The organism is Microcoleus sp. B9-D4, from assembly GCF_036705105.1.
Lineage (GTDB): Bacteria > Cyanobacteriota > Cyanobacteriia > Cyanobacteriales > Microcoleaceae > Microcoleus.
In genome coordinates, this window is sequence record NZ_JAUBTS010000019.1 from 64,388 (window position 1) to 79,472 (window position 15,085).

Annotated in this window: 14 protein-coding genes; 5 read left to right on the forward strand and 9 right to left on the reverse strand. The window is 47.3% G+C overall.

Annotated elements, in window-relative coordinates:
* Window positions 1-8 precede the first annotated feature (8 nt).
* Window positions 9-623 carry a hypothetical protein gene (locus QUB24_RS14035; protein ID WP_333153767.1) on the forward strand — a complete coding sequence of 205 codons (615 nt, stop codon included), beginning with the start codon at window positions 9-11 and terminating at the stop codon, window positions 621-623.
* On the opposite strand, the gene ureG is transcribed toward QUB24_RS14035, so the two are convergent.
* The 4 genes from ureG to QUB24_RS14055 all read right to left on the reverse strand — a co-directional run bounded on the left by ureG (window position 620) and on the right by QUB24_RS14055 (window position 3,602).
* The gene (gene ureG, locus QUB24_RS14040) at window positions 620-1,222 is read right to left on the reverse strand and encodes an urease accessory protein UreG (protein ID WP_333153768.1); all 603 of its coding nucleotides are present in this window, start codon (window positions 1,220-1,222) and stop codon (window positions 620-622) included. The two genes, QUB24_RS14035 and ureG, sit on opposite strands and share 4 nt — an antisense overlap.
* Before the next feature lie 162 nt (window positions 1,223-1,384).
* Window positions 1,385-2,098 (reverse strand): urease accessory protein UreF, encoded by a 714-nt coding sequence (locus QUB24_RS14045; protein WP_333153769.1) that lies wholly within the window; start codon window positions 2,096-2,098, stop codon window positions 1,385-1,387.
* 144 nt (window positions 2,099-2,242) lie between these two features.
* Window positions 2,243-2,680: an urease accessory protein UreE gene (gene ureE, locus QUB24_RS14050; RefSeq protein WP_333153770.1), complete on the reverse strand. Its 438-nt coding sequence runs from the start codon at window positions 2,678-2,680 to the stop codon at window positions 2,243-2,245.
* Window positions 2,681-3,110: 430 nt separating this feature from the next.
* A complete protein-coding gene (locus QUB24_RS14055; RefSeq protein ID WP_333153771.1) occupies window positions 3,111-3,602 on the reverse strand; it encodes a DUF4168 domain-containing protein in 492 nt (163 codons plus the stop codon).
* 621 nt (window positions 3,603-4,223) lie between these two features.
* Here QUB24_RS14055 and QUB24_RS14060 point away from each other — a divergent pair.
* The 3 genes from QUB24_RS14060 (at window position 4,224) to QUB24_RS14070 (ending at window position 5,577) form a co-directional block, all read left to right on the forward strand.
* Window positions 4,224-4,349, forward strand: a complete 126-nt coding sequence (locus QUB24_RS14060; RefSeq protein ID WP_333153772.1) for a hypothetical protein — start codon at window positions 4,224-4,226, stop codon at window positions 4,347-4,349.
* Window positions 4,350-4,660: 311 nt separating this feature from the next.
* The gene (locus QUB24_RS14065) at window positions 4,661-5,086 is read left to right on the forward strand and encodes a DoxX family protein (RefSeq protein ID WP_333153773.1); all 426 of its coding nucleotides are present in this window, start codon (window positions 4,661-4,663) and stop codon (window positions 5,084-5,086) included.
* Window positions 5,083-5,577, forward strand: a complete 495-nt coding sequence (locus QUB24_RS14070; protein WP_333153774.1) for a DUF4385 domain-containing protein — start codon at window positions 5,083-5,085, stop codon at window positions 5,575-5,577. Before QUB24_RS14065 ends, QUB24_RS14070 begins: the two co-directional genes overlap by 4 nt.
* A gap of 123 nt (window positions 5,578-5,700) precedes the next feature.
* On the opposite strand, the gene QUB24_RS14075 is transcribed toward QUB24_RS14070, so the two are convergent.
* From QUB24_RS14075 to QUB24_RS14095, 5 genes are all read right to left on the reverse strand, one after another.
* Window positions 5,701-6,168, reverse strand: coding sequence for a regulatory protein RecX (locus QUB24_RS14075; RefSeq protein WP_333153775.1), 468 nt, complete (start codon window positions 6,166-6,168; stop codon window positions 5,701-5,703).
* Between the two features lie 114 nt (window positions 6,169-6,282).
* Window positions 6,283-6,693, reverse strand: coding sequence for an AbrB family transcriptional regulator (locus QUB24_RS14080; RefSeq protein ID WP_015177612.1), 411 nt, complete (start codon window positions 6,691-6,693; stop codon window positions 6,283-6,285).
* 91 nt (window positions 6,694-6,784) lie between these two features.
* Window positions 6,785-7,063, reverse strand: a complete 279-nt coding sequence (locus tag QUB24_RS14085; protein ID WP_333153776.1) for a hypothetical protein — start codon at window positions 7,061-7,063, stop codon at window positions 6,785-6,787.
* Between the two features lie 1,382 nt (window positions 7,064-8,445).
* Window positions 8,446-10,143 (reverse strand): CHAT domain-containing protein, encoded by a 1,698-nt coding sequence (locus QUB24_RS14090; protein ID WP_333153777.1) that lies wholly within the window; start codon window positions 10,141-10,143, stop codon window positions 8,446-8,448.
* Window positions 10,144-10,147: 4 nt separating this feature from the next.
* Window positions 10,148-10,402, reverse strand: coding sequence for a hypothetical protein (locus QUB24_RS14095; protein ID WP_333153778.1), 255 nt, complete (start codon window positions 10,400-10,402; stop codon window positions 10,148-10,150).
* Window positions 10,403-11,829: 1,427 nt separating this feature from the next.
* Between QUB24_RS14095 and QUB24_RS14100 the strand changes: the two genes are divergently transcribed.
* Window positions 11,830-15,085, forward strand: a 3,256-nt coding sequence (locus tag QUB24_RS14100) for a cadherin-like domain-containing protein (protein ID WP_333153779.1), incomplete at its 3' end; no start/stop codon positions are given.

Sequence of the window (15,085 nt, forward strand, 5' to 3'; positions counted from 1 at the left end):
AAAGTCAAATGGCATACAGTGACTTTAATTTAGACAGAGTTTTGAAAACCTTTGACTTAGCTTATTCTGAAATAGTCGAAATCTTCACTCCTGCACCAGAGTTAGAGTACAGCAGATTACTGACAGAAACTTTGCAAGAAAATCTGCCTGTAGCTCTCGGTAGCAATACAGAAAAATCGCGTTCGGAACTGATTATCGCGCCGATTTTAATGGAAGTGAGAAAACTTTTGCACCATCGCGTGAGCTTATTTTCTGGCATTGATTTTACTGTAGATGCTGAAAGAGGGCTGAATGGGAATTGTGATTTTTTGATAAGTCGATCGCCAGAATTGTTGATTGTAAAAGCCCCAGTCATTGCTATTGTAGAGGCTAAAAAGGAAAACATTAATTCGGGATTGGGACAGTGCATAGCTGAAATGCTAGCAGCTAAAATCTTCAACGAGCGCGAAGGTAATGAGATTACCACAATTTATGGGGCTGTCACTACAGGAGATAGGTGGAAATTCTTAAAACTCGAAGGACAAGCGGTTTTTGTTGAGACAACCGAAACTTTGCTTACCAATTTGGGTAAAATTTTGGGAATTTTAGCATTGGGAATGGACGATCGCGCGCTGAATACCTAATTATCACCAATATTCAACTTAACAAAGTTAACTACTGATTCTAATCCTTCCTTTGTCTTCAGGTTAGTAAAAACAAAAGGTTTGTCGCCGCGCATTTTTTTCGCGTCCCGTTCCATCACGCCTAAGTCTGATCCTACATAAGGTGCGAGGTCTGTTTTATTAATTACCAACATATCAGATTTAGTAATTCCTGGGCCGCCTTTTCGTGGAATTTTATCGCCTGCTGCGACATCGATTACGTAAATTGTTAAATCTACTAACTCTGGGCTAAACGTTGCCGCCAAGTTATCGCCGCCGCTTTCGACAAATACTAAATCTAAATCAGTGAATTTTTGTTCTAACTCTTCTATAGCTACTAAGTTAATGGAAGCATCTTCGCGGATGGCTGTGTGGGGACAGCCTCCTGTTTCTACGCCCAAAATGCGATCGCTCTCTAAAGCTTGACTCCGAACCAAAAACTGGGCATCTTCCTGAGTATAGATATCATTAGTAACAACCGCAATCTGGTATTGCTGCCGCAGCGCCTTGCACAAAGCATCAAGTAAAGCAGTTTTCCCCGAACCAACTGGCCCAGCAATTCCTACACGAAAAGCACCCATAGCGATTTTAGATTTTAGATTTTAGATTTTAGATTTTCTGATTTTTAACTGCGAAATAACCGAGTTGTAGTTGTAGGGTGCGTCAGACGCAGTTATGGAACGATTATCGAGGCTTTGGGGTTCTGACGCACCTTACTAATTAGATTTTGGATTGTCTGATTTTCAACTCCGAAACAACCGAGTGTACTGAGTTTCATGCGCCATGCTAGCCAGTCCTAGTCCCCAACTGCAACTCCCAAGGTCATCATCTTCTAAGTGTAAAACTTCTTGCGCCGTACAGCTAATTTGAGACTGCAAATCTAACAGTAACTGTTGACCGGCTGTTTGACCGAGGGGAATCAGTTTCACGCCCGCACTCGCCAAATTGGCAGCCCAACTGTACAAATATCCTAACACGGCGGCTTCCTCTTCTATCTGCCAGTTGGCGGCGGCAATGCCAAAGCCGATCGCAAAATTGCACTGATTGCCGCCAAATTCCACCAAATCTTTTACACTTGTTGTTAACCCAGAAGCAACGGGCGATTCCCTGCGGGATAGCTTCGCTTCACGCAAGTCCAGCAGCAACCTGACCAAAGTCCGCCCCATTTGCCAACTTTGCAAGCGCAACTCTTCTGTTTCCTTAGCAGCAGTCGCCCAAGCATTCCAGTAATTCAAAGCCGTCAAATCCCCCATCTGTGCCGCCCTCAAAGCCCTTACCACTACAGCGGCTTCTACTCGCACAGCCCCGAATTGCAGCGAATTTTCTAACCAATTACTCAAAGTAATCTCGCTGTCGATCGCACCGGTTTCTACCAGACTTTCGATTCCCTCTGAATAACTATAAGCTCCCACAGGTGCAAAAGCTAGCTGTAACAAACATAAAAGTTGATTGTTCACTGTTGACTGTTGACTGTTGACTGTTGACTGTTGACTGTTGACTTATTGCTTCTTGAATGGCCGAAAGCAATTTAGTCACAAGCCCTCGCATTCATCGGTGAGAGTAAATCTAAAATCTAAAATCTAAAATCTAAAATCTAAAATCTAATGGCTGTGCCCGTAAGCGCCCATTTCCGGCTGAAACGGCACAATTTCCTCTGTTACTTCCAAACCCATTTTTTCCAGCATTCCCTGCAACACAGAGTCGGGAGAAAGTCTTAAATAATTATCGGCAATTTCTAAAGCTACGTGGCGGTTTCCTAAATGATAAGCCGCCCGCATCAGTAGCAGCGGGCTTGATGCCCGCGCTGTCAACACCGATTCGGGTTTTGCACTTACCATTACCAAGCAGCTACCGTCTTCCGACTGCAATAAATCTCGATCGCGCAATACTGTACCTCTGGGCAAACTCAGGTGCAGCTTTTCCCCCGTTTCTGTCTCGAATCGGTGGCGGCTGCGAGTGCGATCGTCCGCTGTCATCGGTAAAGTAAAGCTGACAACAGCATCGGGATTTGCAGGTAAATGTTTTGTGAATGTTAGCATTTTTCTATTCTATTCCTCAGAGCCATTCACTTGACACTGAGTTTTTGAGGAATATCTTTTTTATAGCCGAAGGAATCAGGAAGACCGAAATTGCAATTTTCAGCTCATGTTTCAGGAATTAAAAACGTTTTAATCGTCTTGGCGATCGCTATATCTCATTCCGATTTACAGCCAGTTGAAAAATATTCATCTCTCTGACCGCTCCCGTTCTGGTCTTTTTACCAAATTTATGTTATTTTGTCAAGCACTTAATCGCAGACGATCGCTTTTTTTTCAAAAAATTTTGCCTATCGTCTAGCAACTCGAACAATTTAAATCTCCAATATATTGTTGGGGGGAGGTAGCGCTTAGGCATCCTGCCTGCCCTTAACAAGCTTTTATGGAGAAGTCTAATATAACGGGAGAGGAAGAAAGACTCAAACCCTCAAGCTTATTGATTGCCCGCTTGTTGCAGTCGCAGGAGCTCGGCTTGAATTCGCTGTTTGACTGCCGGATTCGCTTGCTGGAGCAAAGTAAGCTGATTGAAGCGACTAACTGTCAAACCATTGGTTTCGATAACTTTTTTAGCTTGTTGGCAGTAATTCACCGCTATGCCACGAACACCTCCAGACAACCTATTGATTTCCTTAGTTTCGTTGCACACTACTCTGGGAACCGATCCCCCAGCCATTCCTTTAATTTCGTTATAAGCTTCCACCCGTCTGGGTTCTATTGCCAACACAGCACGAGCGTAGCTAGTAATTTCTTCGCTGCTAATCTCTTGAGCTTGGGCTGCTGCTCCGAAAACGAGGTTTGGGGATTGTCCATACAAACCGGGCGCCCATCCGCTAGCTAAAGCTGCTGCAGAAATGATGCCTGCAAACAGCGATTGTCGCAGCATCCGGTTTAGGCGAAATTTAGAGGTGTTGGTTGAGGTGTTCATGGTCGTCGGTGATTGCTTACGTGGAGATAAAAATGACACAGCGCTTGGAGGCTCAATATTTTTGAATAATGTGGTGGCTAAAAAGTTCCTGCCGTTGGTAACTATTTTGAATTCCAGCAGGATGCTTTGGGAGTGGCTACGACGATCGACTTTTTAGCAAATTCGATAATTTCATTCATTCTAGCATCTGTGGGAAGTTGACAAAATTCAAACTTGAGAGGGTAATTTTAATTACAGAGTGTTACTGAATTGCTTCTCCCCATAATTCTCACAGCGCAAATATTAAATAATTCTAAAACTTATTGACAAATTACTCGCCTTAATTAGTCTAATCAAGGTACGCCCTAGCAAAGCTATCTTCCCGCAAGGGTTCCCGTTCCCCGTAGGGGTTCCCGTAGGGTAGGGTAGGGAAGCGCCTGGAAGGCTAGGTCAATCGATTTTAGATTTTAGATTTTAGATTTTAGATTTTAGATTTTAGATTTTAGAATTGAAGCATTGACCCCACGGATAAATTCGGGGGCTCCTTTATCGGATACAGGTTTTTTATTTCTGGACGGATTTATCCGGGGGCTTGTATCCTGGATGCTTGATTGTCAAATTTAACAGCAATCGCACTCATCAATGGCGGCGATGATTGATTTAATGTTAAGCGATGGTGCATTTGTCGATCGAGAAAATCCCCCGCTGGTTTGGCTGCTGACGAAGTTAGAGGCGGAACAAAAATTATGTTTTACTACCCGAAGATAGAGACAGCAGCAGGCAACTAGACATTAAAATCTTGTTATCAAAATGCGCGCTATCTGTTTTTGGCAGTCAGCGCCCAGGCCTTCGATTCCAGTTCTCGCTTCCTCCAGTTTGGGGCTGTGAAAACTTGTCTGGGATTTACCCAGAAACCTGGTTTTTATACGAAATAAAATCGTTACAGCCACCAGCAAGAGCAGACAAACCCGGAAAGCTGGAATTTTTGGGCCTGAGTTTTATTGTCATCTCGATCGCAGATAGCGAATTTTGGCAAGCATTATCGCAGCAATTTAACAATTATTAATTACCCATTGCCCATGAAAAGTCAAAAAGAAATTTGGCGAGTTATCCTCGCAGTAGCTATCAGTATTGTAGGCGTGCTGCACTTTGCAGTACCCGCACCTTTTATCAGAATTGTGCCGCCCCAGCTTCCTTACCCGGAAGCCTTGGTTTATATCAGCGGTTTTTTCGAGATTTTGGGCGGCATTGGGCTGTTAGTTCCTCCTGTCAGCAGGGCGGCGGCGTGGGGGTTAATTGCCTTGTTTATTGCCGTGTTTCCAGCTAATATCAATCAAGCCGTCAACAACATTCCGATAGAAGGGATTCCCCACAACCAATTAGTGTATTGGTTGAGGCTGCCTTTTCAAGCTGTCTTCATTGCTTGGGCCTGGGTTTATACCCAACCAGACGAAGGTAAACCCCGGGCTTCTATAGTTCCAGATAGAACAGAAAACGCCCAATGAAGCAGTTCGACTACTCTGTGGATTTTAAGAACATCGACTTTCGACAGCACCCGGAACTTTATCGGGTAGGCAAAGGAGAACAGGGGGTGCTGTTGGTTGAACCCTATAAAGGAGAAATTCTGCCTTTCTGGAGATTTAAGACTCCTGAAATTGCCAGGGAGTCCAGCAGCAAAATTTACTCCTTGTTTTTAGACTATCTCGATGCCGATGATTTTGTTGGAGCCGACATGGCCCGCAAGTTCTTGCAGATGGGGTACACTCGATCGCGTCGCTACGCCAACCACAAAAGCGGTCGAAAATACCAGCAAAACCCTCAAAATCTGAAGTCTGTTGCTGAGCAAACCGCAGCTCGAAAAGATATTTTGCCGCTAGAAGCAGATCCGGTGAAAGCAGAATCCGCTGCCATTTTTCAAGAGAAATGGATGCTGGCCAAAATCAACGAGAAATATCTCGAGCTTTTAGCCAGACACCGGCAGATGTACGAATCTTAGTTAGTCAACGCACTCGGATTGACACACATTTACAAAAACTCAGGACTTACACTTTAGCCCTGTCGGCCGCATTGTAGTTGTGCTTGCCTATCGGGGCCGTATCTATTTGCTTGGGCCTACTATTTACTCATCTTCTTCTTCTGTTTGCCACTGTCGCCAAATTTCAAAGGCATTAAAGCCCCTGTATTGCAGGTAATTCAAGACTTTGCCCTTGGTTTTCGGATCTGCTTTACCCCAAGTATCGATCTTGTATTTCCGCATGACTTTGGCTTTTAATTCTGCCAGTTTTTCTGCTTCGGAGTCCTGATTTTCGGCAATTTCTTCTTCCCAGACTTGCTCGAACAAATCGTTGGTAATTCCTTTTTGCAGGCACTTGCGCTTGATGGCAGACTTCCCGTATTTGCCTGCTGCAGAGGCGATCGAGTTTGCCACCAAGCGAGTGTCGGACTGATAGCCGCGGTCTTGAATTTGCGCGATCGCCTCCAATATTTCCTCATTGCCAAAACCTTTCTCTTGCCCCTTTTTGCGAAGTTCAGAGGCACTGTAGTCTTTGCGGGACAAGAGAAAATAGAAATAGTCAAGACAGCTCATCAGTTAAATCGAAGGGTGGCGCGCAAATACTCGTGTAGCGAATGCCAAATCCAGTCGCCTTGCTATCGGCTGACTGCATCGCGTGAAGCGAAGCTATCCCGCAGGGAATCGCCTCTATTCTTCTGTATCCTCCTCTTCATCATCCAATTCCACATCCGGTCTGTCCACATCGATTTGAATCAAGCGAATGTGCTTGTATCCGAGCTTAATTTCAAACTCGTCTCCCGGCTTTAATCCCATTTCTTGGGTATAATTTGCCCCGATCACGATCGAGCCATTCTTGTGAACGCTAGCTCGATAACTCGCTTCTCGCCCGCGTCCGTCTGCTTTAGACTTCTCTAGCTCAATGCCCTTAGCAGCTAACACTGCATCGTAAAACTCAGCCAGATTAATCCGGGTTTCTCCACTTTTGCTGACCGTGAAGTAGCCGCAAAGCTTTGCAAGTTCTCTGCGTGGCAAATCACTGCCTTTGATTTTTTGAAGCAGACCTTTTCCTGTTAAGGGTGCTGTAGCTGTTTCTGCCATTGACCGTACCTCGCTTATTGGACTTTACTTATATCAATTACAACACATTAGATTAACTTTGTTTCACTGTCAATACTAAGAATTCTGAATATTAAGATTCTGGATAAATTTCTGCAGCCTCAAGACCGGGGGTGCAAGTAAGGATGCTCGAAGGGCGATCAATTTGCTCCTCCCGGCCCAAATCCTTGCGTAAGCCTCTCTTGCGATCGCGCGGGGAATTATTGTCGCAAATTAAATGCTTTACTTTTTTACAGTAAAGTCTGTTCCCTGCATTCACCCATCCCCGATCGAGTCTGTGGTTAAGGTAAAAACAAGACAGCCATGAATCGAAATACCTAGAGCGCGGCCGCTGCAAATCTGCCGAAAGCATTTACCGGCCGGGGTTAACTTTTACCTCAACAAGGGGAGGCAGCACTTGTTCTCAATGCCCCTGCCAGCTACTTGCACGCACCAGTTTACAAAAAGAATCAAACGGTAGGCAAGCTCCAAACCCTTATGGAATAAGTCATTCCCTCTTCTTCAATCTAAAATCTAAAATCTAAAATCTAAAATGGTATAAACCCTATTTTTCGGGCTGGAAATCCCCTCAAAACCCCAAATACCAACGAGCAATCTTCTATTAAGGTGTTGGGCATATAACTTCCACAGAACGCAGTCTGGGGAAGGCAATCCGGTAAAAATTCAAGGAAATTTCACCTCTTCGTTGAACGGGTTTAAGCTCAAACCCGACTCAATGGGTGCGGCGGCAGAAACATCGGGCCGCCACTAAGAGGGGAATAGTTTTGATCGGGCGAGATTGCTTCGCGACTCTTAACACTTCGCCAGGAATCAGTAGATTTCTAGGGGGAACTCGGGAAAATCTTCCTCCTCCGGCCCCAAGCCAGAGAATTTGAGGTTATTTCCACAGGGGAATTGAAAAAGACCGAGTTAAATGCACCACAGCTTAAATGTTTGATGCACTACAAATTAGCAGCGGTTCCCGACATGGAGTTTCGATGGAAATGTATTGGTTTCCACTCGTGGCCTGTAAAGTGCCATACTCTCAAAATTTATGCACCAACTGGAGGGGCGCGTCAATCGATTTTAGATTTGAGATTTTAGATTAAAGAATTGAAGCCTTGACTTGCGCGAGATAAATACGTTCGGCAAGTTTCATCGGATACAGGTTTTTTATTTCACCGGTCCTGAGTCTGCTTTCGGAATGAATCACGTGGCGGGTATCCTGGATGCGAGGAGGTCAAACTCACAGCCGCTTCCATAATTAATTATTGTGAAATAAGCGCGCTGAGGGTGAGGACGTTCTTAATTGTGGCAACTCTGGCTTTTATTGTCTTGTGCCGAAGGATGAATACTCGTGCTGCCGAATCAGCCCGCTCAAAAACGCATACAAGCCACCGACTCCTGTCGTGGAGAGATCAAAATTTTAGAGTCTTGTTCCAGTTCCCAGATTTATCTGTGGAGTAAATTTAAAATCTCAAATCCTTCGACTCAGGGTTCAAGCTGAAGTCTAAAATCTCAAATCGACTGACGAATTTCGACGAGAAACCCGGTTTCTTCCTCGATGCTTGGTTGGGCTGCTGCTTATTTTCGGTAAAAACCGGCTTGATTAACGTAAGTCCGAGATTCGATCGAGCAGTATACTTTTGATCGCTTTGCCAGCGGCAGCCGTGAGCGAATGGCCAGCAAAAACCCCACCCAGTTTGGAGCCAGGCCAAGAGGGTCTAAATTCAGCATTGCAGTGGGCGATCGCTTTTAGTGACGTTGTTGCAGGTAATTTTGCGACAGGGGAGTCCGTACCGCGGGCAGTAGCTCTTCTGGTTTCGTTCCTCGCTGGTTCGAGTACCGCCACCCAAAAAAGCCAGCACTCAAAGCAACGGACAACAAGCAAAGCATTAGGGTGACAAATTTTTTCGACCCCGGTTTTGTTAACGGTTTCTGAGTCGGTGCAGCGGCGCGATTTGCTTGGATCGCCGCACACTCAGAATTAGGAATAGAGGACGGCGAAGCCGTCGGTGAGTTGGGTGAATTAGCAGCATCGGGTCGATCGTTCTGGTGAACCCAATCCCTACGATCTTTTAATTGGTGGGGATATTCCCAGACTTCGCCCTCAGAATTGTCTGACTCATGGGATCGATTGGCTGGGATTGGGGGGTATTGGGCGATCGCCGAAACCGAAGACGGGGCCTTCCATTCAGTACCCGCGATCGCCGGTTGCGTTCCCGGCGCGATTATGTGCACCATAGAACCGGAGGTCGCGCTGTGGGCTGGGGCGCCAGTCAAATAGCCGTCAAAGTCCGGGTGCTGGTAGAGAATGGGCAAAGCCCAGTATAGCTGGTGAGAACCGTAGGCAGAAATTAGCCCAGCTCTGGCCCGGCTCAGGCTGAGATCGACTGGATAGCCTTGATTGAGGTTGCGGTAAAACAACCGCGTCAGAGTTAGGGCTACATCGTCGGGGATGCTTTCTGCCATTGCTAGCACTGCCGGAATGCCCCGCTTCACTAGAGCTTCGGTTAAGTTCCGTTCCGGGCTGTCGTCCGCGAGGTCTGAGGGGTCGCCGTAGGCGCCGCGGCAGGAGTTGAACACGGCCATCTGAATACCGTTGTTAACGAGCAATCCAGCTAAGTCGTCGCCACTGAGGGTTTCGGTTAAGCCGGTGCGGCTGCTGACTAGGTAGAGTTCGCCACCTCTGGAACCTAAGTTGCTGTGGCCTGCGTAGTGCAGGACTTGGTAGTGTCCTTGTTCTAGGGCTTGGGTAAGTTGTTCTCGATCGGGCTGTTCGAGAATCGTCAGTTGAATTTCCGGGGAATGGGGGCTGTTTTTGACAGGATTAGCGGTGCGGTTTTGGAGTTCTTGTTGTAAATGGAGCACTTCCCGCTTGAGCTGCAAGCTGTCTCGATCGCTCGGAGAGGCGATCGCCATTAAAATTTTTAGTGGCCCGCCACTAGGCAGTATCCGGGTTTGTTTGAACAAACTTGTACCTGGTTGGTAGCGAGAAAACACGACATCTGTGCCGGTTGCCAAGGGGCGATCGCCCGCGTGCAGCACTTCCCACGGCAGCCGCGGCAGGCGCCGGCCTTTGAGTCCGAGTCGCAGTTGCAGCACTTCTCGGCGGTGCTGGGCGATGCCTTGAGCGCAAGTCCAGCTATCGCGCAAGTTTCCTTGAAACAGCCCGCTGTATAATTGTTGTCCGAGCGCTACTAAATTCGGCGCACAGTTGGATCCCGAACGGGAGATCCCGCGACCAGCAAAACTGTTTCCCTGTACTGCTTTTCCTTGGAGCAAGCCCACCAGCGGGTCGTTCATCAGTTGAGCAGACAGTGCAAGCCATTCGTCGATCGGCCAGCGGACTTGTTGTTCGGCTAAGGGTACACCGGGTGCAACCCTTTCTGTCCGCACTAGATATTCGTCGTCCCCAACAGGGGTGACTGAGAGTTGAAATTCCTGGCTCACCGGTTTAGCGCCCTCCCGCCTTAATTCTAAATTTGCCTGCGTTTTTGCGGCTAGCAATAGCGCTCGGCAAAATAATTTTTACTCTTCCAATCAAAGTTTTTGAATGCGCTTCCCCCGATCGGGCGATCGCTAGGGTCATATATATTTGTTCAAACACTTTGAGGATATAAAAGTTGTACTTTAATAACAGTTTATTAGTTTTGATTGCCCTGTGGCTCGGTGAAAGCCGAATTTTCTCCAATTTTGCTATCTTTAACATTTTGCACCTCTACCGCAGACCCCTTTAGATTCGTCGTGAACTTGAGTTTCTCATTGCTGAGTAAAGTTAAATTGGAGGCACTTTACCAGGCGGATCTCTAGTTCTTATTAAAATTACTTCGGCTCTCGCCAACCGGTTTCAGGGCAATATCGCAGGGAAAGTTGAGTATTTTATTTTTTTTGGCGCTCGGTCGATCGGTCTTTACCGCTTATCCTCTACCACCAACCCCCCATGTGTAATCTTGATTTTGTGTCAATTAATTAATTGGTCAGCCCTGGGTTCTCATCCGTAAGCCCTCCGCCCTCATCCTTAAGACCTCAGTGGCTATCGATAATCGATAGTTGACCATCGATAATTGCTAATAAACTATTGCTAATTTACCGCTTTTATGATATAGGAAAATTTTAATTTAACTCTCTTAATCTAGTTAAAGTTAAGCAGCAAAAATAAACTTAAGTAGCCAAGAACTCTCAACAATACAATGGCAATCAAATTATTCCGGTACTCTCAAGCAACCATCATTTTTGGCATCTAGAGGATTACGCCTCATCAGGCCGGTTTCTCGGATAATTATTGGATTTGGTAGCGAAGCCTATACAAAACAACAGGGTTTCGCAGCCTCGCCGTGGGTCATTCCCGCTCAAAATGCCGAGCTTGCAACTGTCACCAAAAACGACTCCTGCGTCGGTTACTCTTTTTAGCTAAATTTTGCAATCAGTCTTGAGATAGATAAATTTTGGCAGAACTCTTAATATTGAGCCGAAAAAAACAATTTTCTCAGTTGGCGAGGTTTCCTCGAATCGAGAGAAAATTGTGCAACTAAAAATTAGAACAAATATTTGCCCGGGGGAATTATCTAAATTTCTAATTAATCATCGGGAACTAAAATTAGGAGGGTACTGTCGTTTAGTCAAGAGATGCAAATCCTAAGTCAGGGAAGGATTTGTCAAAGCTGGGAGTGTTACACAACTTCAATACATCCAGCCCAAATCGGAAAAAAAGCAAGGGTAAAAATGGGGGATACAGGTTTTGGGTAGTTATTTAGGAGTTGTCAGTTGCGAGTTTAAATTCAGCTAATTCACTGTAGAAATTACGTAGAAAATCTACAATAAGGGTCCTTCGGCGCAGCTTACTGTAGAAATTACCGGTAGAAATTACCGAGAACATCTTAAAGGCTCGGAGCTTCGGGGCAGCACTTACGGTGTAGGTCGCGTATCAATTAATTTTGGTAGGCAATAGCAGAATATAAAACTCGCAACAAAGCGAAAAAACCTTGCGGTTTAAGTGGCATCTATAAGAGTAAAAATGAGGAAACCAGCTCCTCTAGCAGGCGAAAGCATGAAGTTGAATTTTATTTTCTTCTGCTGCATCCTGTTTGCTGATAAATTGATTCTAAGAAGATTACCATTTTTTGGGAAATATCAACGATGGCAGACGAAAACTTGTTAGAAAAACCGGGAACACTTTTTCTCGCTCAAGATGAAACACAAAATCCAGTCGGGGATTTAGGCGACGACAGCTCTACAATTCCCGATGATGATTTAGCCAAGTTAATTCAGGACGAGATCGACGAAAAGACCGACGGCGTTACCACCACCCAATCTCCAGATCCGTCTAACGGCGTACTGGAAGAAGGTGTTCCTGATGACAGCCAAATTGCGGAATCTAACCCCGTACTAGAAGAAGGTGCGGGCGACAAAGATGACGATGACTTAGACGATGGCAGTGGCATTGATCGCCGCCGAACCGTCGTCGGTGATGATAGCGATAACGTAATTGTTGCCACCGGCGATCAGGATAAGATCTTCGGCAAGAAAGGCAAGGACAAAATCAAAGGAAACCGTGGCAAAAAAAATGAAATGTACGGGGGTAAAGATGACGACGATTGCGAGGGCGGCGATGACGACGATCAAATAAAGGGCGATCGGGGCAACGACAACGTTAAGGGCGGCAAAGGCAAGGACACCCTTAACGGCGGTAAAGATAACGACAGCCTTTTTGGCGGCAGCGACGACGACATCTGCGAAGGCGATGACGGCGATGACTGGGCCCACGGCAACGAAGGAAATGATGACGTTAAGGGCGGCGCCGGCAACGATACCGTCTATGGCGGCAAAGGCAACGACGATTGTGAGGGCGGCGAAGGCAACGATGCCGTCAGGGGCGACACAGGCAACGACAACGTTAGTGGCGGCGACGGCAACGACAACGTTAACGGCGGCAAAGATAACGATACCGTGATCGGCGGTGGCGGCAGCGACAACTGTGCAGGCGACGACGGCGACGACAGCGTTAGCGGTGGCATCGGCAACGATACCGTGATCGGCGGTGGCGGCAGCGACAACTGTGCAGGCGACGACGGCGACGACAGCGTTAGCGGCGGCATCGGCAACGATACCGTGATCGGCGGTGGCGGCAGCGACGACTGTGCAGGCGACGACGGCGACGACAGCGTTAGCGGCGGCATCGGCGACGATACCGTGATGGGCGGCGACGGCAACGACAACTGCGAAGGCGACGACGGCGACGACAGCGTGATGGGCGGTGCCGGCGACGACAGCGTGATGGGCGGTGCTGGCAAGGATACCCTCGTTACTGGCGACGGCAATGACAAGGCAGACGGCGGCGATGGCGACGACAGCGTTAGCGGTGGCGGCAACGGCGACGATACGCTGATGGGCGGCAACGGCAACGATACGCTGATGGGCGGTACTGGCAACCATACCTGTGTCGGCGGTGCTGGAGAGGACGTTTATGTCGTGAGTAACAGTACCTCTGGGGCAAGTGCAGTCATCACTGACTTCGCAGACAACGAGGACAAGTTTCTGCTGTTTGGCGACTTGAACTTTAGCAGCTTGACCTTTATACAAGTCGGTGCCAATACCGAAATTCGGGTCAATAACTTCGCCTTGGCGCTATTGTTGAATGTCAACGCAACGCTGATCACTGCTGGCGACTTTTTGGGAGTTAATCCTCAAACTCCAACTCCAACTCCAACTCCAACTCTCCCTCCAATTCTCACTCCCACTCCGATTTTTAACCCTCCGCGAGTGGAAGCTAATGAGCCCCTGATTGCTGGTTCCAGCGGCGACGAGCAAATTATTACTCCTGATTTGTTGCAGTTTGTCGATGACGAGCAAGGTCCTAGCGGCACAGTCTACACGGTAACGGAGCTGCCCGATGCTACAACCGGCAAACTATTCTTTAAGGGAGTCGCCGTAACACAAGTCGGTTTTACCTTCTCTCAAGCAGACATTAACGCAGGCTCGTTAAGTTTCAAAGCGACAGTAGGTTTTATCGGTGCGCTGAGTTTTGGTTTTGAAGTTAGCAACGGCAAACGATCTGCCACCGGCCAGCGTTTTAGCTTGAATGTCGAGCAAAATGTCTTTAATTTTGCTGGCAATACAGCACCTCAAGTTATTGTCGGTTCTGCGACGCTCGATAACGACATCGAAGGCAGCGATGGTGACGATGACATTACAGCCGGCCAAGGCAAAGACACAATCATCGGCGGCAAAGGCAAGGACAAAATTAAAGCCGGCGATGGCGATAACGATATCGACAGCGGCGATGACGATGACGATATCGAAGTCGGTAAAGGCAAAAACAAAATCAAAGCAGGCAAAGGCAAGGACAAAGTTAAAGCCGGCGATGACGATGACGATATCGACGGCGGCGATGACGATGACGATATCGACGGTGGTAAAGGCAAAAACACACTAAAAGGAGGCTTGGGCAAGGACAAAGTTAAAGGCGGCGATGACGATGACGATATCGACGGCGGCGATGACGATGACTCGATCGACGGTGGCCTCGGCATAGACAAAATCATCGGCGGTAGTGGCAATGACACATTAACCGGAAATGAGGGCGATGACTCGATCGAAGGCGGTCTAGGAACCAATAATCTGAGTGGGGGTAATGGGAAGGATACCTTTATTTACCTCACTTCCCGCCAAGAGGTTCAAACAGTTGTAGAAGCTGACTTTATTACTGACTTTAATGTCGATGACGATGTTTTACAGTTTTCTACGGGAGCTTTTGGTAATCTCAGCGTTTCTAGCTTGACCCGACTGGAGATTACTGCTACTTCTACTGTTGGGTCGATCGGCAGCGCTAATTTGCTCGACTTCACCGCGGATATCAATGTTACCAACATCGCTTCTTTGCAAGCGCGGTTTGTAGCTTTGGGTGGCAACCTAGACGCGCCTACTTTCTGTCAGTTTACAGATGCCACTACCGGCCGTGCTGTACTGGTATTTGCTGTTGGGGCGCGCTTTGAAATTGTGGCTAGTTTCTCGGTGGACATTCGCCTGCAAGTCAGTAACTTTGTCTTCATCGGCGAGCCACTAAATGTTCCTGTCGGTACTACTGGCCCTGACAATGTGGATTTCGGTACTTATCCGGCTGCAGTTAATTTCGATGGTTTAGCAGGCGATGACAAGATTGTCGGCAGCAATTTTAACGATACCATCAAGGGCGGCGACGGCAACGATACCATCACCGGCGGCCTTGGTTTGGATGTCCTAAGCGGTGGCAGTGGTGCGGATCTGTTTGTTTACAGGACAACTAAAGAAGGCGGCGATAAAATTGCCGACTTCACTGTTGGGGTAGACAAATTCGAGTTTAGCGCGAGCGCTTTCGGTAATTTGACTACGACTAACTTTGACGGTGTTAGCGGTT